We start from the raw sequence: 21,014 nt of genomic DNA, 5'->3' as shown, positions 1-21,014 counted from the left end.
CTATACGCCTTCGGCTTGCTTCTCCCGGTTCCGGTAGGTCGTTGGCGTGCAATTGTAGTACTGCTTAAAGACCGTGCTGAAGTACCGCTGATTGTTGAATCCCAAGCTGTCTGCAATCTCCATAATGTTTTTATCGGTATGGAGCAGCAGTTGTGCTGCTCTTTCCAGTCTTAGTTTGTTGATGTAGTCGTTCACACCAATATCCGCGATATTCTTCAGTTTGTTGTAGAGCGTTGCCCGACTCATGGCCATCTTATCGGTCAAAAAATCCACATGCAGATTCTTACTTTCCAGATTGTCATTGATGAGCTGGTTCAGTTTGCTGATAAATCGTTCATCAGCAGTGCTGAAAGTTCCGTCGACAGCTGGAATAGGTGCCGCTGAGCTTTTGTATCTCGCTTTCACCAACTCCCGGTTTTGCAGTAGATTGGCAAGGATGGTTTGCAGGTAATCCAGATCAAATGGCTTAGCGATGTATGCGTCGGCACCCAGTTTATAGCCCAGGTCTCTGCTTTCGGCATCACCCTGCGTCGTTAACAGCACAAAGGGCGTATGACTCACGTACAGATCTTCCTTTAGTCTCCGGCACAATTCAAAGCCGTCCATGCCTGGCATCATAACATCGCTCAGCACAATGTCGGGACGGTTTTTCTCCAGCAGTGCTAAGCCCTGCAGACCATCAGCAGCGACCAGCACTGCTTTAAAATGTGGCCGCAGGCTTTCTTCCAGGAAGGCCAGCAATTCGGGTTCATCCTCAACGATCAAGAGCGTATAGCTTTTGGTTTGTTGAGCCAATGACTGTTGTACCGGAGCGGGGTACTTTCTTTGTGGCGTGGTAAGAGGCTGAAGATCAGCAGGCAGCTCGAAGTAGAAAGTTGCACCTTTTTGAGAATTGGCCAAACCATCTATACGGCCGCCATGCATCTCAATAAGCGTTTTTGAATACGATAAACCAATACCACTCCCTGGCTCCTGATGTGCACCCTGATAAAATTGTTTAAACAATTGCCCGGTCTCTACATGGGCCAGCCCAATACCTTCGTCTATTACAGACACGCGCACAAATCCCTGATTCCGCCCGGTACGCACCGTGATATTGCTGTTTGCGCTGCTGAACTTCAGTGCATTGGCCATTAAGTTTGTTAACACCAGCGAACATTTTTTAGAATCAAAGACCAATTCGCCTATGTTATCATCCAGTTCATAATGGAGATTTATACCTTTTTGATTCAACTCGGCGGAGAAATTTTCAACAATGTTTAAAACCCAGTCATTCAGGTCGACCCGCTCCAGTTTAAGTTGTTCCTGCGCGAGTTCTAATTTTTGCAGGTCAAGCACCATATCAATGATATTCCGCATATTTCCGGCCTGACGGTAAATACCTTCCAGTATTCTGGCCAGTTCACCACTGAGGTTCTGCTCACTGATCAGGCGCCGTAGTGGGGAATAGATCAGCGTGAGCGGTGTTCTGAGCTCATGACTGATGTGGATCAGGAAATTGATCTTAGCCTCATCCGTACGCTGCTTGTGTTCCTTAAGATCCCAGCGCAGCTTGCGTTCACGTTTTGCAATTGCCATACGGTATAAGATCAGAATGCCGGCGGAGAGCAGCACTAATACCAATGCGATGAACCAGAACCGTTGAAACCATGGTGGGTTGACTTTAATTTCCAGGATTCTGGTGTATTCACTCCATCCGCCGCTCTTTAGGTTACAGGCCACCAATATCTCATATTCGCCCACTGGTAGGGAACCGAGTGCAAGGGCATGATCGTAAGTTTCGATCACCCTTGAATCCTGGCCGGTTATTTTATATCGAAACATACGCTTGCGGAATACATCCTTTTCACGTGCCATCACCGTCACCAGCAGCGAAGTATGGTTCCAGGAAACAGTGGCTTTATTTTTATCCGGCTGAAGTGGCACGCCATTAACCTCCAGTGACATTAATTTTAAAAGGGGTGCATTGAAGACCTCTGATGCGGTATTCTTCTTGATTTCAAGCAGTCCTTTTACCCCGCCCAAATAGGTGTTGCCATTTTCTGCAACAATGGAGGCTTTATAAAATAGTTCATTTGGAAGTACGCCGTCTGACTCATCATAAGCTACAAATTTCTTTTCGCGGGCATTAAAGGAAAATATCATGTGCTGTGCGGCGATCCAGAGTCGGTCCTGTTTGTCGATCACCAAGCTGGAAACCTCATTAAACAGGCTTGTTGGCACCTTGGTTAGTTCTTTTTGTTGTGGATCATAGTACATGAGGCCATCACGGTTACCAATCCAGAAGGTTCCCTTGCTGTCGCGAGCCACAGCGGTAATCGGATCTCCATTGCCCGGGAGTTCCAAAACCGGACGGAACTTATTCGCAGCGTGGTTAAGTTCAAAAATCCCGTAGGGTGCAAACAGGAAGGAGCGGGCTTTATCAGAATGTATTTTCAGGAGGGAGCTATAGGCATTTGAAGTCGCTTTATAGTCCACGGGGTCGACTTTTCCCGTAGGTATATGGTAGCGGATGATCTGGTCTGCAAAAAGATATAAATATTCGTCTGAAACACGGTTTACATTAATCGAGATTCCTGAGGTGCGGATATAAGCGATCTGCTCCCTGGTAATACCAGGAACAGGCCTGATGCTGCCAGTGTTTTTATTAAATAGATGCAGGCCTTTATTAAAGAAGTAGACCAATAGTTCTGTGTCGTTGAAAGCAGTAATAGAAGCTACTTTAAGTCCGTAAGTTGGCAAAAAGTGTTTAAAGCTGGCGGTTTTCGGGTCAAAACGGTTCAGGCCTCCGCCATCAGTGCCGAGCCACAAGTAGCCCGAACTGTCCTCGTGTACACTCAATACCGTTTTATGGCTTAGTCCGTGCGTGCCGCCGAGTGCTACTTCGCGATAGGTGGTCATGCCTGCTTTTTGAATAGCGATCAGCCCGCCGCGGATACTACCTGCCCAAAGATTATCCTCATGATCATGATAGAGGCTGAGGATAGAATTTTCTGGAAAGGAACCTGGACTACCAGGTACCTGCTTCAGCACAGAAAACTTGTTCGTTTTCAGATCAAGAATGTTGATTCCTCCGCCGTCAGTGGCCAGCCATAGCTGATGATCATCTTCCAGGATATCGAGTACCACATCATTAGTAAGCCCCGAGTTTTTAGTGTCGTACTGCCGGATCAATTGTCCGTTCCTGTCAAAGCCCTTCAGGCCCTTGGCGTAAGGAGAGACCCATACCTGTTGTGCCGCGTTTACATAAAGGCCAACCAGCTCGCGGTCGGTTAAAAATCCGGCCCGTTTCAAGCTATTGTCTTTTGGATTAAACAGCCATGCGCCATCTCTGCGCGTTTGTAGCAGTACTTTGTCTTGCCATTTTACCATTTTGGTATATACTTCCGCGCTCTTCTCCTTTCCTTTTGTTGGGATCTCCAGCAGGAGGTTTTTTGAAGTATCATACCGGTATAAGGCCCCGGTTCCGCCAAACAGCATACCACCAGGAAGCTCCACCACCGAACGGGGCGTGATGGTCCTGGGCCGGGATTCGATGGTTTTGAATTTATCCGTAGCGGGATCATACAAGGCCAAACCGTTCTCCGTACCCACCCAGATGTTACCTGTGCGATCTTCGGACAGAAAATTAATCTGATTTCCGGGAAGGGAACCTGGATCATGCTTTTTATAAAAATAACTTTTTAGGTTGTACCGGTCATATCTGTTCAAGCCGGACCTGGTGCCGATCCATATAAAACCGCGTTGATCATTAAGCATGCAACGGACGCTCGATTGCGTCAGTCCGTCCTCCAGCGAAATTTGCTTGAAATAGTAGCCCTCTTGCGCTTGGATTGTCGCAAACCCTGCAAGAAAAAAATAGAAGAGGGAAATAAATATCAGCCTGGGAATTTTCAGTTTCAACGATTTTTCGGTTAGAAATATAAAAGTAAATAAAGAAGCTCCGCAATACGAAACTATTGGCCGGTTTAATTTCATTTATGCCCTGTAAATAAGCTAATAGACGATTTTAGATCATTTTCGGACGGTTTCGAACACTCACAATTTCGCTGCGCGGTACATTTGAATTCATTGTTTAACCAAATTTGAACCTAATGACAGGTGTATTTACGTACAAGAGAAGGTCTTTGATTTTTACTGCACTGCTCCTTTGCTTTTTCCTGGATGTCTCCGCACAAGGTGGCGCTGAAAAGCGTCCCAATATTGTGATTATTGTTTCTGATGATCATGCTTACCAAGCCATAAGTGCCTACGGTGCCGGGTTGATGCAAACACCGAATATAGACCGAATTGCGAAATCGGGAGCCCGTTTTGATAAGGCCTATGTAACCAATTCTATCTGTGGTCCGAGTAGGGCAGTTATCCTCACTGGTAAGTACAGTCATAAAAATGGTTTTAAGGATAATGAAAGCTCCGTATTCGACGGCAGCCAGGACTCCTTTATAAAACAACTCGGCAAAAACGGCTATCAGACAGCATGGATTGGAAAATGGCACCTGGAAAGTAAACCGGAAGGATTTAATTACTGGCAAGTGCTGCCCGCCCAGGGTGATTACTATAATCCTGATTTTGACATGATGGATGGGAGCAGAAAACGCTTTGATGGCTATGTCACTAATGTTATTACGGATGTGAGCGAAGAATGGCTCGATAAAAGAGATGCTGCTAAGCCATTTTGCCTGGTAATCGGGCATAAGGCCACCCACCGCATCTGGTTACCAGATACGGCGGATCTTGGAAAATTTGACAAGAAAAAATTCCCACTTCCCGCAAATTTCTATGACCAATACGATAATAGGAAAGCTGCAGCTGTTCAGGACATGTCGATCGAGAAGACCATGCTCATGGACTACGATCTTAAAATGTTCGGTTCGAAAGAGCATAAGGATAAGAGCGGCAATTTCAAACGCATGACGCCCGAACAACGTGCCAAAATGGACGCCTACTATGAACCGATAGAAGCGGAGCTGAAGGCATTAAATTTAAAAGGCAGAGCGCTTACGGAATGGAAGTACCAGCGTTATATGCGCGATTACCTGAGTACGGCCGCTTCGCTGGATCGTAACATTGGTCGCACGCTTGATTACCTGGATGAAAAAGGGCTTACCGAAAACACGATCGTGATCTATCTATCGGATCAGGGATTTTTCATGGGTGAACACGGCTGGTTTGATAAACGCTTTATGTACGAAGAGTCATTCCGCACGCCAATGGTGATGCGTTACCCTGGCAAGGTTAAACCGGGTACAATATCCGACCGGCTGGTGATGAACCTCGACATCGCACCTACATTGCTGGATGCCGCTAAAGTGCCTATTCCAAAGGATATGCAGGGTACCTCCATGCTGCCGGTGCTTACCAACAAAGCTGATGCTGGTCGTAACGCTTTATACTACCATTACTACGAGAATGGTGAACACTCCGTATCACCGCATTTCGGCGTCCGTACTAAAAACTATAAACTGATCCGGTTCTATAAACGGGTTGAAGGATGGGAACTGTATGATCTTGAAAAAGATCCTAAGGAGATGCAGAACATTTATGGTAAAAAAGGATATGAATCTGTTACCGCCGATTTGCACAAGGCATTAAAGCAACAGATTAACAAATACGAAGATAAGGATGCCTTAAAGATTTTAGAAACTGAATAATATGAATGCTTTTAGAAAAAAACTTATGCTGGGTTCATTGCTCACCTTGTCGCATGTGGTTTATGGGCAGACAAACTTCAGCTTAATACAGCCCGGAGACAGCCATGCAGAAATCATAGCCAAGGCGGCAAGCGTAAGGCCCTCTGCCAAACAGCTGCGCTGGCAGCAGCTGGAACTCACTGCCTTTTTCCACTTCGGCATCAATACTTACAGCGGCACCGAATGGGGTACAGGCAAGGAGGATCCAAAGATCTTTAATCCTACCAAGCTGGATGCCGATCAATGGGTGCGGGTAGCAAAGGAGGCCGGCTTTAAGCAAGTGATCCTTACAGCAAAGCACCACGATGGCTTTTGCCTCTGGCCCACAAAGACAACCAAACAATCTGTAGAAAGTAGTCCTTGGAAAAATGGAAAGGGTGATGTGGTCGCTGAAGTTGCTGCAGCATGTAAAAGATATGACATCGGATTTGGGGTGTACCTTTCACCATGGGACATGAATTCGCCGGTTTATGGTAGTGATGCCTATAATGATTTGTTCATCGAGCAGCTCACAGAGCTTTTAACCAAATACGGCAAGGTGGATGAAGTATGGTTTGACGGTGCAAACGGCGAAGGGCCAAATGGTAAGAAGCAAGAATATGACTTCAACCGCTGGTATGCGCATATTCGAAAACTGCAGCCACAAGCCGTAATTGCGATCATGGGACCTGACGTACGTTGGGTAGGCACGGAAACCGGCTACGGCCGGGAAACGGAATGGAGTGTGCTTCCCGCGGACAACCTCGATCAATCATCCATTTCCGGAGATTCTCAAAAAGACATTAACGTTAAGCCCTCAGGCTTCCTGAAAGGACAGGATATTGGCGGTCGGGAGAAACTGAAAAATGCAAAGGGGTTGGTCTGGTACCCTGCAGAGACAGACGTGTCCATTCGTCCGGGCTGGTTTTACCATGAAAAAGAAGACAGCAAGGTGAAAACACCAGAAAAACTGCTCGACATCTACTACAGCTCCGTAGGACGAAATGGGGTGTTACTGCTGAATATCCCGCCGAACAAAGAAGGGCTGATCGCAGATAGCGACATAAACAGCTTGAAAGAACTGACCAGACTTCGTACGGAAACCTTCAAAAAGAACCTCGCTAAAAACGCGAGCATCGTGTCAGCTAATGGGAAGAATGCTAAAGCCATGCTCGACGGAAAGTACAATACGAGCTGGACGACCAAAGGTAGCGACAGCACGGCTGTCATTGAGTTGAACCTGCCGAAGGCTGAGACCTTTGATGTCCTTGCTTTACAGGAAAACATCAGTATTGGTCAGCGCATCGAGAAGTTCAGCTTCGAATACTGGGATGGCCAGGCATGGAAACAAGCAGCAAGTGGCACAACGGTAGGCTACAAGCGATTGCTCCGCTTTGAACCTGTAAGTGCGTCAAAGGTACGACTGCGGATTGCGGAATCCAGGCTTAATCCAACGCTTTCTGAGTTTGGGCTATACAAACAAATCAAATAATAAATCAAACCAAATAGATGTATGAAACACAATTACGTAAACCCGTATGTTGCTTCAGCAGCCTGGAAGAAATCACTTCTGGTCCTCAAAGTAACGACATTCTTGCTGGCGGCTGCCAGCATGCCGGTAGCTGCAACAACATACAGCCTTGAAACCGAGTCTGGTTTTGTGAAAGGCAGTGTTGCACCCATTACTGTTAGCGGTAGGGTCGTAGATGAAAAGGGAGAGGCGATTCCGGGTGCCACCGTCAAAGTTAAAGGTAGCAAGATGGGGGGCATAACGGACAGTAACGGACGTTTTACACTCCAGAACGTGGATGAGACAGCTACGCTTGTGGTATCCTATGTCGGCTACGATTCTAAAGAAGTGAGGGTCAGCCGTTCGGCCATGATCGTAAGTCTGACGTCCCAATCCAATAACCTAAGCGACGTGGTTGTAGTGGGATACGGTTCCCAGAAGAAAGTAAATCTAACAGGGGCCGTGTCTAGCGTTGATGCAAAAGCACTGGAATCGCGACCGGTACAGAATGTGGGTCAGGCTTTACAAGGATTAATTCCGGGATTAAATTTCCAAACCGGTGGTCTGGGTGGAGAGCTTAACCAGAACCTGAGCTTCAATATCCGTGGTACGGGAACCATTGGTGCGGGTTCTTCTTCTTCACCATTGGTGCTTATCGATGGTATGGAAGGTGATTTGAATTCCATCAACCCACAGGATGTGGAAACGGTTACCGTTCTGAAGGATGCTGCGGCTTCCTCCATTTATGGTTCACGTGCGCCATTCGGGGTGGTTTTAATCACCACCAAGAAAGGTAAAATGGGGACCTCAAGTGTAAGTTACAGCAACAACTTCCGCTGGACCAAACCTATGGGCTTGCCGACTATGATGGACTCCTACACTTTTGCAAACTATTGGAATGAAGCCGCTGCGAACGGTGGTGAATCACCGAAGTTTGCCGAAGAGGTACTGGACAGAATCGTTAAATACCAGAAAGGGGAGATCGATTATACCACAATTGCTGATGCAAATGGAGATAAATGGCAATATTACACTGGTTCTAATGCGAATACCGACTGGTTCAAAGAACAATACCGCGATTATTCCTTTTCTCAGGATCATTCCATTAACATCAGCGGTGGTAGCGAGAAAACACAGTATTTCGTGTCGGGAGGTTTTCTGGATCAGGGTGGGATCACTACTTATTCAGGTGATGCATTCAAGCGTTACTCGCTAACGGGCAAGGTATCAACAGCGTTAAGCAAATTCGCCAAGTTTAATTATACCAGCCGGTTCATACGTGAGGATTATACTAAAGCCTCACACCAGAATGACCTGTTCTACCATAATGTGGCCAGACGCTGGCCCACGGTGCCGGTGAAAGATCCGAATGGCTTTTATTCGGAGCCTAGTGAAATTGCACAAATGCTTGATGGTGGTCGTGTAATTAACCAGCGGGACATATTATTCCAGCAGGCTCAATTGATCCTAACACCTGCGAAAGGATGGAATATTGTTGCAGACGGTAATGTCCGCATCACCAACCGGAATAACCATGAGGATATATTGCCTGCTTATGGCTACAATGTGGCAGGTAATCGTTATCCACTTGCAGTTGGGTACAATGCCGCGGATTACAGCTATGTATATGAATTTAATGACAAGGCGAACTATTTCACGGGAAATATTTATACGGATTATGAATTCAAAGTAAATGATGCACATAATTTCAAAGTGCTTGCCGGTTTCAATACGGAGCTGAACAAACTAAGAACATTAGGTGCTTCCAGAAGCGGGTTGATTACACCAGAACTGCCTACGATCAACACCGCGACAGCGGATAGCAGGGCGACTGAAGGTGCTTATCAGAACTGGGCGACCACTGGTTTTTTCAGTAGACTAAACTATAACTTTAAAGAGCGTTATTTATTGGAGATCAATGCCCGTTATGACGGTTCATCGCGCTTTTTGAGAGATCAGCGCTGGAACTTGTTCCCTTCATTCTCTGCAGGCTGGAACGTGGCGCAGGAGGATTTCTGGATGCTGAAAGATTATGTTCAGGTATTTAAAATCCGTGGGTCTTATGGCGAGCTGGGTAATCAGAACACCGATTTATGGTATCCATTTTTCGCTACCATGCCTGTTGGTGTGACCAATGGAAACTGGCTGCTGAATGGTCAAAGACCAAATACTTCGAGCGCACCGGGACTGGTGAGTACGATGTTGACCTGGGAGCGTATTGCCAGCTGGAATATCGGCTTTGATATGGCCATGATGAAGAACCGCCTGAACCTGAGCTTCGACTACTATAAACGCAACACTTTCGATATGGTTGGTCCGGCTCCGGAACTGCCGGTGACACTAGGGACGACAGTACCACAGGTAAACAATGCAGACATGGAATCTTATGGTTTTGAGGTAGAGGCTAAATGGCAGGATCGTATCGGTGATTTTGGATATTCCATCCGTGGTGTCTTATCTGACGATCAGCAACGAGTTACCAACTATCCGAATCCAACTGGAAATATTGCAAACTGGTACAATAACAAAATGAATGGCGAAATTTGGGGTTATACGACTGTAGGCATTGCAAAAACTCAGGCGGAGATGGATGCACATCTTGCCACGACCAACCAGAATGCCATGGGTGGAAACTGGACCGCCGGAGATATCATGTATAAAGATATCAATGGTGATGGTAAAGTAGATGGTGGAGCAGGTGTTCTGGGTAATACCGGCGACCGTTCTATCATAGGTAACTCCTCGCTCCGTTACCGATTCAGTCTGGATCTGGGTATGGATTACAAAGGCTTCGATTTCAGGGCATTCTTTCAGGGTGTAGGTAAACGTGATTACATGCCCAATGGTCCATATTTCTGGGGCGCAAGTGGCGGCATGTGGCAATCTGCCGGATTTACGGAACACATGGACTATTTCCGAGACGAAACATCGGTGATGGTAGCCAGTGGTCTTGCCGGTGTGAATTCAGATCCTTATTTCGCTAAACCATACTTCAACACCACTAAAAACCAGCAGGCACAGACCCGTTACATTCAGAATGGCGCATACCTGAGGTTGAAAAACCTTCAGCTGGGTTATAGCCTGCCAAAAACGGTTACTTCTAAGCTGGGGATTGCGCGGGCAAGGTTCTACCTGTCGGGAGATAACCTTTTCACGATTACCAAGATGGCTAAAACATTTGATCCGGAAACTGTAGGCCTGAGTGGCTACGGCGATGGCAAAACCTATCCATTAGCGCAGGTTTATTCTTGTGGTGTAAACATTACCTTCTAATTCAAAGTCATGAAAAAAAATTTTAATAAAGCATATTTAATCCTGCTGCTTTCCGGCCTTACCACAGTTGTGGGTTGTAATAAACAGTTGGATATGGAGCCGCTATCCGCGGTAACACCGGACAAATTCCTCTTTACGGAAGCCGACCTGGCAGCATATACCATTGGACAATACCGCTTCCCAACACATGAAGGCTGGGGGCCGGGCAGATTTGCAGCCGACAATCATACCGATAATCAGGCGACATCAGGGTTTTCCACCATCTGGGTGCCCGGAGAAAAAAGAGTGCCTCAATCCGATCAAGCCGAACTCGACGAAAATTGGAACTTTGAACAGATCCGCAATGCAAACTATTTTATCCAAACCGCTGTGCCACGTTGGAAGGAAAAGAAGATCACCGGTGCTGCTGCAAACATTGAACACTACATTGGTGAAGGTTACTTCCTGCGGGCTTATACCTACTTCAATAAGGTTCAACATTTTGGTGACTTCCCAATCCTGAAGAACACCCTTCCAGACAGAATGGATGAACTGGTGCAGGCATCCCAACGCCGTCCAAGGAATGAGGTTGCCCGCTTTATCCTTTCAGATCTTGATTCCGCCATTACTTTATTAAAGACTGTGGCACCAAATGGATCGAACCGTTTGTCGAAAAATGCGGCGCTTCTGTTTAAGTCCCGTGTGGCCTTACATGAAGCAAGCTGGCTAAGCTACCACAAAAACACGGCGATGGTACCTGGTGGACCGAACTGGCCGGGTGCGGGGAAAGTACCGGGCTTCAGCATCAACATCGATGCAGAGATCGACTATTTCTTAACGCAGGCGATGGACGCTGCGGCGCAAGTTGCTGATGCCGTGCCGCTGGTGATCAACACGAAAGACGATGGTTATAATTCTTCGGCCAATCCTTATGCAGCTATGTTTGCCGACATCGATATGAGTAAATATGCTGAAGTGCTCTTATGGCGCCGTTATGATCCAACGCTTGGGCTTAGCCATAATGTGAACCATTACATCAACAACAATGGCGGAAATACTGGTTATACCAGGGGTTTTGTTGACAATATTTTAATGCAGAATGGATTGCCAATTTATGCACCGGGGTCGGGCTATGCAGGTGATGATTCGGTGCAGCTGGTAAAGGTTAATCGCGATAACCGTCTGCAGTTGTTTATGAAGACGCCAGGAAACCTAAGGTTTACCGATAAGACCAACCCAGATGGTTCGCCAGTACTTAGCGGCAGACCCGATATCGTCGGCCTGGCAGAAACCAGGGATGTGACCGGGTACTCGGTAAAGAAAGGCTTTTCTTACCTCGCGTCGAATGCTGAAGGTAGTTTGGGCAATACCGGAAGTATTGTGTTCCGTGCCGCAGAAGCTTACCTGAACTACATCGAGGCTTCGTACATGAAAGAGGGTGTTGTAAATGGAAAGGCAGCTCAATACTGGCAGGCACTGAGAACCCGCGCAGGATTAAACCCGGACTTCAATGTGACCATCAACGCAACGATCATGACGGAAGAAGCGAAGCATGATATGGCCGCTTATTCCGCTGGAGCATTGCTTGCAGACAAAACTTTATATAACATCAGACGGGAGCGTCGTACCGAGTTGATGGCAGAAGGGATGCGGATGTATGACCTGAAAAGATGGAGAGCATTGGATCAGTTGAAAAGCAATCCCTACATCATTGAAGGTATGAAGGTTTGGGGTCCTATGGAAAAGTGGTTTGTAAATGCTACTGGTTCCAGTATCCTGATCGAATCCGGTACCTCCGGTAAAACGCCTAATATTTCGAAACGTTCAGAAAGTCCTTATATTCGACCATACAGGATCAATAATACCCCAAGTAATTTTGTTTTCAATGGTTATAGATGGACCGAGGCCCATTACTTGGAGCCGATTGCAATACAGCACCTGGTAATTACCGCCAATGGCGGCGATCTGGCGAATGCAGTGATTTATCAAAATCCTGGATGGCCAACAGTAGCTAACCAGGGTGCTAACTAGTTATCGGAACCATATGAACTATAAACAAACATTTGCCAATTAGACTTCCTGCAGTCATTTGCGAGCCTGCTCCAACAAAAAGTTGAACCCGGTAATGCAAGGGACAGTGAGAACCACCTGGAAAGCTTTCTTGGCAGAAGTACTGCCGGCAGGTCCATCTATGTAAAGCAGGGGGCTACATAGTCCATAACCAGGGGAAATTGGAAATACATTAGTCCTAATGCCGGGCCTGCAGTATCCAAACTGGTGAATATTGAAACTGGAAACTTAAAGACGCCGCAACTGTACGATCTGCGTACAGACAAAGGCGAGCAAAATAACGTCGCTTCTAAATACCCGAAATGGTAAAGGAGTTGGCAGCATTGCTGGAAGCGACAAAGAAATAGAACATGATGATTCCTAAGACTGTATGTTTCGCCACCTTATCCTGCATGCTTGCCCTGGCAAGCTGCAGGCATGAGGAACGTCAAGCTTATGCCGGGCAAGTAAGTACCTGCAGCAGCATGCCGGAAGTACGCTTTGCAAGCTACACCGAAGCTGAAAACACCAATAGTATGCCCGGAGATACTACCGGGATGGCCTGGATCCCCGCAGATCAAGGTTTTTGGATGGATAAATCAGAGGTCACCAATGCCGAGTTTGCCGCTTTTGTGGCAGCTACGGGCTATATAACTACAGCCGAGCAGGTGCCGGATTGGGAACAGCTGAAACAACAGGTTCCGGAAGGTACCCCGAAACCGCACGACAGTGTTTTCGTGGCTGCGTCACTGGTTTTTACGCCACCTGTCCATGCGGTTGCGCTAGATGACCCTTCCAGATGGTGGACCTGGACTAAAGCGGCGAACTGGAAACACCCGCAAGGTGCAGGCAGTAACCTGCATGGTAAGGAAAACCACCCGGTTGTACATGTTTCTCATGAAGATGCAAGTGCCTATGCGCAATGGGCGGGAAAAAGGTTGCCAACAGAAGCGGAGTGGGAATTCGCAGCAAGGGGCGGCATAGCAGACGCCCTTTTTCCATGGGGCAATGAGCCTGTTGAATCCGGACGTCCTAAGGCCAATACCTGGCAAGGATCCTTTCCAAATCAGAATACCAGCTGGGACGGTGTGTATGGCCTGGCCAAGGTAAAGTTATATGCCCCCAATGCTTATGGCCTGTATGATATGGCAGGAAATGTTTGGGAGTGGTGTGAGGGAACTGCAATTGTCCTCAAAGGGGGGTCATTTCTTTGTAATTCTTCCTACTGTGAAGGCTACCGGGTGACATCAAGAATGCCGACCGCACCTGACACCGGACTCGAACATACCGGCTTCAGATGTGTGAGGGACTAACACGACTATTACTGCTCCTCGATTTCGCAATTGGTAAATAATCTTTAATTTCGCCATATACATAGGAAATAGCGGAAAATGGATTATCAATTCAAAGAAATAGAAAAAAAGTGGCAGGGCTTCTGGGCAGAAAATCAAACCTTTAAAGCAGCGCAAACGACTGACAAGCCGAAGTTTTATGTTTTAGATATGTTCCCGTATCCATCTGGTGCCGGACTACATGTTGGACACCCACTAGGATACATTGCTTCTGACATTTTTTCCAGATATAAAAGATTAAAAGGCTTCAACGTGCTGCATCCGATGGGCTATGACTCGTTTGGCTTGCCGGCAGAGCAATATGCGATTCAAACCGGACAACATCCGGCATTGACAACCGAGCAGAATATCAATACCTACCGCAGACAGCTGGACCAGATCGGATTTTCTTTCGACTGGAGCAAGGAAATCCGTACCAGTGAACCATCTTACTACAAGTGGACCCAATGGATCTTCATGCAGCTGTTCAATTCCTGGTATAATGTCGAAACTGACCGTGCAGAAAACATCAGCACCCTGATTGCGAAGTTTGAAACTTCTGGCAGTGCCGGCATTAAGGCTGCGGCAGATGAGGATGTGCTTACATTTGATGCTTCGGAATGGGCAGCAATGACCGAAGAAGCTAAACAAACAGAATTGCTGAAGTACCGCTTAACATATCTAAGAGAAAGTACTGTGAACTGGTGTGCGGCACTTGGGACGGTACTTGCAAATGATGAGGTGATCGGCGGTTATTCAGAACGTGGCGGTCACCCGGTAGAGCAGAAGAAAATGATGCAGTGGAGCATGCGCATTTCTGCATACGCAGAACGTTTACTTCAAGGTCTAAATACGGTTGACTTCCCGGAGCCAGTAAAGGAAATGCAACGCAACTGGATCGGCAAGAGTGTTGGTGCTAGCGTGAAGTTTCCAATTGAAAATCATACCGGCCATATCGAAGTTTTCACCACGCGTGTGGATACAATTTATGGGGTATCTTTTCTGGTACTTGCGCCGGAGCATGAGCTTGTGGCGGAACTGACCACACCTGAACAAAAAGACGCGGTAGAAAACTATATCGCACAAACCCGTAAAAAGTCCGAGCTGGACCGTATGGCAGATACCAAGACGGTTTCTGGTGCTTTCACCGGCCGTTATGTGCTTAATCCGGTAAGTGGTGAAAGGGTGCAGCTTTGGATTGCCGACTACGTACTTGCAGGCTACGGAACTGGTGCAGTGATGGGTGTTCCAAGCGGTGACCAGCGCGATTGGCTATTCGCTACGCATTTCGGTCTGCCCATCCTGCAGATCTTAGATAAGCAAGCCGACCTGGATAAACAGGCGGATCCGACCAAAGAAGGTCAATACATCAACTCTGGTATCATCAATGGTATGAGCTACAAAGAAGCCATTGATACTTTGAACAAATGGCTGGAAGATAACAAGGCGGGTAAAGCGAAAATCAACTACCGTATGCGTGATGCCATATTCGGGCGTCAGCGTTACTGGGGTGAGCCGATTCCGGTGTATTTTAAAGCCGGTATTCCATACCTGATTAAAGAAGAGGAGCTTCCTTTATTGCTGCCTGAGGTAGATAAATATCTGCCTACAGAAACTGGTGAGCCTCCGCTGGGCCGGGCCACAAACTGGAGCTACGAGCAGCAATATGAATACGAATTGAGCACCATGCCGGGCTGGGCAGGTTCCAGCTGGTATTGGTACCGTTATATGGATTCAAAAAATGAGGCAGCTTTTGCGTCTAAAGAAGCGATCGACTACTGGCAGGATGTGGATCTTTATATCGGTGGTGCGGAACATGCTACCGGTCACTTGCTGTACAGCCGTTTCTGGAACAAGTTCCTGAAAGATCTTGGCTATGTGCAACAGGAAGAGCCTTTCAAAAAATTGATCAATCAGGGCATGATCCAGGGCCGCAGTAATTTTGTTTACCGCGTGATGGACGAAGATGGTAAATCCACAAACACCCTGGTATCTCATGGGCTTAAAGGCAGCTATAAAACCACTGCACTACATGTGGATGTGAACATCGTAGAAAATGAGGTACTGAATATCGAGAAGTTCAAGCTTTTCCGTCCGGAGTTCAAAGACGCTGAATTTATCCTGGAGAATGGTAAATACATCTGTGGCGTTGAGGTGGAAAAGATGTCAAAATCTAAGTTCAACGTGGTGAACCCGGATGTGTTGATCGAGAACTATGGTGCTGATACTTTGAGGATGTACGAGATGTTCTTAGGACCACTAGAGCAGAGTAAGCCCTGGAACACCAATGGTATAGAAGGTGTATTCAAGTTTTTGAGAAAGTTCTGGAGGTTGTTCCATAACGATGCATGGGAATTCAAGGTAAGTGATGCCGAGCCTACGAAAGCGGAGTTGAAAGCATTGCACAAGATCATCAAGAAGGTTCAGGATGATATTGAACGTTTTTCTTTCAATACATCTGTTTCCAGCTTCATGATCGCGGTGAATGAACTGACGGACCTAAAGTCTAACAACAAGCAGATCCTCCAGGATATGGTGATTGTACTATCATCTTATGCACCACATATATGTGAAGAACTTTGGACCTTGTTAGGTAATGAAGCAGGTACATTATCCTACGCTGCATATCCGACATTTAATCCGGATTACCTGGTTGAAGATGAGATCAGCTACCCGATTTCTGTTAACGGAAAAACTCGTATGAACCTGAGTATCAGTTCTACAATGGAAGCAAAGGAGATCGAGGAACTTGTGTTGGCTAACGAACAGGTTCAGAAGTATCTTGATGGTAAATCGCCTAAAAAGGTGATTGTTGTGAAGGGTAGAATTGTGAACATCGTGGTTTAATAAACACTAACTAACATAGTTGTTAACATTTAATGTTGATAACACAACGCCGCATTTTTTGAAGATGCGGCGTTTTTTATTGCCTGTGAGTAACTAACATCTATACCAGGGTTATGAACAGCTATTGCACAGCATATAAACACTAGTTAACATAGTTGTTAACAGCTAATGTTTATAACCAAAGAACGCCAATTTCAACATTCGGCAATCAATGCAGGAATGCATTAGACTCTTTTTTGCTGACTGGTGTTGTACTGGTGTGTCTATATCTTATTGTTAAACAGGCGACTAGGCTATTGCAGAAGCTCCTGCGCCATAGTCAACAAGCGCAGGCTGAATGATCAGCAGGCTTCAGATGAAGTGTAGACTTATTAACATAAGGCCTAGAAGTTCAGAGGCGCATGCGTTGTGAAGGGTCATTCAGATCATCCAGAATATAAAGCTGTCCTTTTTCAATCAACAGGCCCTTCGTTTTTCCACTGAATTTATCCTGACCATGTTTCAGGTCTATCTTAATTACACGACCCTCGTAGGCAGATTTGATATCACTGACAATGCTGTGTCCGATAATGATCTTTGAGGCCTTATAGTAGTTTAGAACTTTCTCCAGATCCTGCTGGCTTTGTGCGGAGGGTATTGGCTTGAAAGGTGCTCTATAGAAATATTGTATCTTGTAGAAGATGTTCATGGATAGCGTACGGTCCCAATACGGGCTATGATTTGATTTTAAGATCAGGTAAGCTGCTCTATCCAGACTGTCTGCATCTGGATTGCGTCCATAGTACTTTTTGGCGATTTCGTTGATGTGGGTTTGTGTGATACCTTCTTCAACAAGTATTTTATTTAAACCTGCGTGCACAAAGATGTAATCCCCAATCTTCTCCATGACGTTTTTACTCCGCAGCCATCGGCCTAAGAAAGACTTTTCACCATAGAGGTATTTGTTTGCGCGGTTCCAATCGGCTTGTTTGCTGATCTGTTTGGCAGCTTCACGGTATTTGTATTCTGCATAGGAAGTATTGCCATACATATTCAGGATCTCATGGTTCCCGAGAATGTAGTGAACCTTTCCACCCGCTAAGGCGGCCTGCTGTTCCAGGTGGTAAATTAACCAGAGTACTGCCGTGACATGTTTTCCTCGATCTACAAAGTCGCCATTCAGCAACAGATGACCCTTTCCGAAGATCCAGCGATAGCTTTTATCCATCACTTTATTCTTTATCAGGAAGCTGTAAAAGCCGTTGAAGTTCCCTTCTATATCTGAAATGGCAATCAGCTTTTCCGGCATGGCCGATGTTTCTGGCTGTGGCTGTAAGGTCTTGTCTAGATGTACCCGAAAGCTATCCAGATCTTCGTTGTTCACACGAACCATAACAGATTGAGTACTATCGAGGAGTGATGCGGTCAACTGGTTCTTCGCGCTAACCTGATACACTAAACTGTCGATGATGTAAGGGCCATCAATTCCGTCGAAACTCGTTTTAACCCTACCTTCGGATTTAAACCCAAAAGTTCTGTCCTTTTGCCATAGTGCATTTAATCCAGACCAGTAGAAGCTGTACCTTCCGGTTTGCTCGTCGATATTTTGATGTCCAAAGAATAAGGTGGCTATAACCCAATAGGCTATGCCAAGGCCGACCGCCCATTTGAAAACCTTTTTAAGGAATGCACTTGCTTTCTTCATTGATAACCTGTTCAAATTTTCTGCATTGGATACTTCTTTTGAACATTCGTTACATGGGCCTTCCTCGTTTATGAATTCCGGACAGTCGTGAATACACTTGCCTGAGTCTTAAAATGAAAATCCAACGGAGATATAGGGTAAAGCACCTTCTCTGGAGAAGCCCACCGTTCCTTGAATCAGGATCAACTCCGCTGGTCTTACATACAGGCCTCCGCCAAAACCATCATGCCAGGTTGAGGAGGATTCTCCAGGCTCCCAAACTCTACCGACATCATTGAAGGCAATCATACCCACTTCCCCGGGGGTAATGTAAGATGTAAAATCAAAAAGCTTCAGACGCAGGTCCAGGTTATAGTATACTGCAGATTTTCCGCTGAACCTGTTACTGTGAAAGCCGCGGAGGTTTCTTGCGCCACCCAGCTGCATGCGCTGGAAGAATGTGGGGTCTCCGAATGTTGTTCCAGCTCCAATGCGGTTCGCGATCACCAATCCGGAATTACCAGGGTTCAGGTAAAACCTGAACTCCGAACGCAAGTAGCCGTAACGGTCTTGCGCTTCAGCTACCTGCTGTTTCCCGCTGATTGCGGTTTGCCAGTAGATACCTTTGGTCGGAATTGCCTCATTATCCCTGGTGTCGTAGGTGATCAGTCCGATAAGTCCAGCGTAGAAGCGGTTGTTGAATACATCCTGCGCAGGATTAAGCCGATCGTATTCGCCAAGGAAGTGTTCTGCATTTCTGGAAGATTTGCTGCTGTAAAACTCGGTGGAAATGCCACCTTCAAGCGTCAGGTTCTTGACAACTTCCCGTTTTAATTTTATATCTGCATTTAGGTAATCATATCTGTTCCGGTAAAAGGAGATCTCCCTTGGTTCATCATCTTCAAAACGGGTGTCATTACCTAGTCCAAAGAAGTTACTTTGATTGTTTGGACCCAGGTAATCTACATCGATCTTTAGATCATTTTTCCCGATCGCTTCCTTGAAGTCTCCTTCATAGGTAAGGTGAAAAGCTTGCCGACCGGTGGAGTAGTTGACCCAGAACTCATTATGGAAAGCATATGGTGTTTTGCGAAACCCTTGTTTTTGGTAGATCAGACCGACACCTGGCTGTAGTCCCCGGTCGATGCTGTAATTAAGTCTGAACAGTGGACCAAGCTGGTCGAAAACGAAGCTGCGCTTGTTAAAGGAATTTACCACGGTATCATTTGCCAGCCTGAGTTTAGCGTATGATCTTGATGGAACCTGATTTTGCTCATCCTGCCGGTCATAGACAAAAGGCTTTTTACCTCCTTTTAAGCTTTCTGCGATGTTGAAGCGATCATTACCCGCGCCGCCAACAAACCTCAGCCGAATGGGAGCGCTTGCCTGGCCTTTAACGTCAAAGATGTCATCTCCCCCAAAGCCATATAGGCGGATTTCCTCCGTTTCATCTGCTTTGAAAGTACGATGGAAAATGCTTCTGCCCAGGGTGCTGTCCTTTTTGATGTTCTCAATCCGAAGCTCAAGGTCGCCGTTAGCTTGATGATTTATGCTGAACTGTTCGCGCTTGTCCGAAGCGGGGATGTCAACGGTCTTAGCCAGGAACCTGTAGTACTCCAGGGCGATCTGCTCGAGCTGCTGAATGCGACCGTTCAGGTTTGTGCTGATCTCCGCTTCATTCTGACTTCTTATTTCAGGTGGGAGTAAGCTGAGTGCCCGTTTTACAAGTTCGGGACAAAGCTGTTGCTGCACATACTTGATCTCCTTACGCCAGTCAGCCTCATTCAGGTCGGTAAGGAAATAGCGGTCGAAATACCGGTTGTTAAAATTCCATGTTTTTACATCTCTGATCCCTGGGGAGTAGGGCTGAAGATTTGCCTTCAGCCACTGATGGGAAAGCACCCAAGGGAGAATACCACTGGTTTTATAGAATACTTTATCTCTATCCCGTGGAATGGGAATGTAAGTGGTGACGCCACCTTTTTTCTCATCGCCCCAGCGCCAGTTGTCTTCGTGCCGATCCCAATCGCCGATGACAAAGTCCAGCAGCCTGGCTCTTAGTGTTAGCCGCTGGTCGGCAACATGATCATTATCCTCCTGCAATTCCGTCTGCACCTTCTCCGTATTGTCGGTGTCTTCAAATTGCAAAGGCTCACGTTCCTCAAAGAGGTAGGCCGCATTGGCAAATTCCTGGCGGTATTCACCGAGGCCAGGATCATCACCCACATAAACGATTTCTGGATTAGCATGTGGAATTTGCAGTGCATCCGCCAGGGGCGGAACGATCAGGGCTCCAAATGGATGCCCTGTAGATACCTGATCCTGTACAATATCCCTTGCGATTGTTGCTTTCAATCCTTCCGGCAGTGCACGGTCCGGATATTTCTGGATGGTTCGAAGCACCCATTCTTTTCCTTTAGGGTCCACGAAACGGATGGACTTGGTCTGATTGCCACCACCAAGCTTCAGGATCTTCAAGCCACCCTGTTCTTTTTGGATGTTCAGTATACGCAGCTTTACAGGTGTAGCCCAGAGACTGCGGTAGTTCTCGCCGAAGAACTTCCGGTGCAGCGAACCTACCGCGTCATATTCCGGTGCAATCGGTTTAATGATAAACTGCTCCGGATCATATTGCTGCCCAAGGCTGAGCAGGGGTGAAAGCATGCAAAGGGATAATAGGAATTTCTTCATTT

9 protein-coding genes are annotated in these 21,014 nt (G+C 46.6%); 6 read left to right on the top strand and 3 right to left on the bottom strand.

Features of this window, described 5'->3' with window-relative positions; translation table 11 throughout:
* Positions 1-3,903, bottom strand: coding sequence for a hybrid sensor histidine kinase/response regulator transcription factor (locus ACTHQF_RS14990; protein WP_440431383.1), 3,903 nt, complete (start codon positions 3,901-3,903; stop codon positions 1-3).
* 191 nt (positions 3,904-4,094) lie between these two features.
* Here ACTHQF_RS14990 and ACTHQF_RS14985 point away from each other — a divergent pair, with 191 nt between their 5' ends.
* The 6 genes from ACTHQF_RS14985 to leuS all read left to right on the top strand — a co-directional run bounded on the left by ACTHQF_RS14985 (position 4,095) and on the right by leuS (position 16,658).
* The gene (locus tag ACTHQF_RS14985) at positions 4,095-5,651 is read left to right on the top strand and encodes a sulfatase family protein (RefSeq protein ID WP_440431381.1); all 1,557 of its coding nucleotides are present in this window, start codon (positions 4,095-4,097) and stop codon (positions 5,649-5,651) included.
* 1 nt (position 5,652) lies between these two features.
* Entirely contained in the window at positions 5,653-7,161 is a 1,509-nt protein-coding gene (locus tag ACTHQF_RS14980) for an alpha-L-fucosidase (protein ID WP_440431379.1), read from the top strand.
* 21 nt (positions 7,162-7,182) lie between these two features.
* Positions 7,183-10,452 (top strand): SusC/RagA family TonB-linked outer membrane protein, encoded by a 3,270-nt coding sequence (locus tag ACTHQF_RS14975; RefSeq protein WP_440431377.1) that lies wholly within the window; start codon positions 7,183-7,185, stop codon positions 10,450-10,452.
* 9 nt (positions 10,453-10,461) lie between these two features.
* Positions 10,462-12,462 (top strand): RagB/SusD family nutrient uptake outer membrane protein, encoded by a 2,001-nt coding sequence (locus ACTHQF_RS14970; RefSeq protein ID WP_440431375.1) that lies wholly within the window; start codon positions 10,462-10,464, stop codon positions 12,460-12,462.
* 389 nt (positions 12,463-12,851) lie between these two features.
* Positions 12,852-13,793 carry a formylglycine-generating enzyme family protein gene (locus ACTHQF_RS14965; RefSeq protein WP_440431373.1) on the top strand — a complete coding sequence of 314 codons (942 nt, stop codon included), beginning with the start codon at positions 12,852-12,854 and terminating at the stop codon, positions 13,791-13,793.
* Positions 13,794-13,871: 78 nt separating this feature from the next.
* Positions 13,872-16,658 (top strand): leucine--tRNA ligase, encoded by a 2,787-nt coding sequence (gene leuS / locus ACTHQF_RS14960; protein WP_440431371.1) that lies wholly within the window; start codon positions 13,872-13,874, stop codon positions 16,656-16,658.
* 391 nt (positions 16,659-17,049) lie between these two features.
* On the opposite strand, the gene ACTHQF_RS14955 is transcribed toward leuS, so the two are convergent.
* Positions 17,050-18,342: a metallophosphoesterase gene (locus tag ACTHQF_RS14955; RefSeq protein ID WP_440431369.1), complete on the bottom strand. Its 1,293-nt coding sequence runs from the start codon at positions 18,340-18,342 to the stop codon at positions 17,050-17,052.
* Positions 18,343-18,450: 108 nt separating this feature from the next.
* Complete coding sequence (locus ACTHQF_RS14950) at positions 18,451-21,012, bottom strand: BamA/TamA family outer membrane protein (protein ID WP_440431367.1); 2,562 nt, start codon at positions 21,010-21,012, stop codon at positions 18,451-18,453.
* Positions 21,013-21,014: the final 2 nt, after the last annotated feature.

The sequence above is a fragment of the Pedobacter sp. SAFR-022 genome (genome assembly GCF_051965375.1).
GTDB lineage: Bacteria > Bacteroidota > Bacteroidia > Sphingobacteriales > Sphingobacteriaceae > Pedobacter.
The sequence above is the reverse complement of the archived record's forward strand: the minus strand, read 5'-3'. Positions and strand labels throughout refer to the sequence as shown.

Excerpts from the sequence above, each read along its gene's own strand:
- ACTHQF_RS14985 (WP_440431381.1), top strand. The coding sequence starts at position 4,095 with ATGACAGGTGTATTTACGTACAAGAGAAGGTCTTTGATTTTTACTGCA.
- ACTHQF_RS14980 (WP_440431379.1), top strand. The coding sequence starts at position 5,653 with ATGAATGCTTTTAGAAAAAAACTTATGCTGGGTTCATTGCTCACCTTG.
- ACTHQF_RS14975 (WP_440431377.1), top strand. The coding sequence starts at position 7,183 with ATGAAACACAATTACGTAAACCCGTATGTTGCTTCAGCAGCCTGGAAG.
- ACTHQF_RS14970 (WP_440431375.1), top strand. The coding sequence starts at position 10,462 with ATGAAAAAAAATTTTAATAAAGCATATTTAATCCTGCTGCTTTCCGGC.
- ACTHQF_RS14965 (WP_440431373.1), top strand. The coding sequence starts at position 12,852 with ATGATGATTCCTAAGACTGTATGTTTCGCCACCTTATCCTGCATGCTT.
- leuS (WP_440431371.1), top strand. The coding sequence starts at position 13,872 with ATGGATTATCAATTCAAAGAAATAGAAAAAAAGTGGCAGGGCTTCTGG.
- ACTHQF_RS14955 (WP_440431369.1), bottom strand. The coding sequence starts at position 18,342 with ATGAAGAAAGCAAGTGCATTCCTTAAAAAGGTTTTCAAATGGGCGGTC.
- ACTHQF_RS14950 (WP_440431367.1), bottom strand. The coding sequence starts at position 21,012 with ATGAAGAAATTCCTATTATCCCTTTGCATGCTTTCACCCCTGCTCAGC.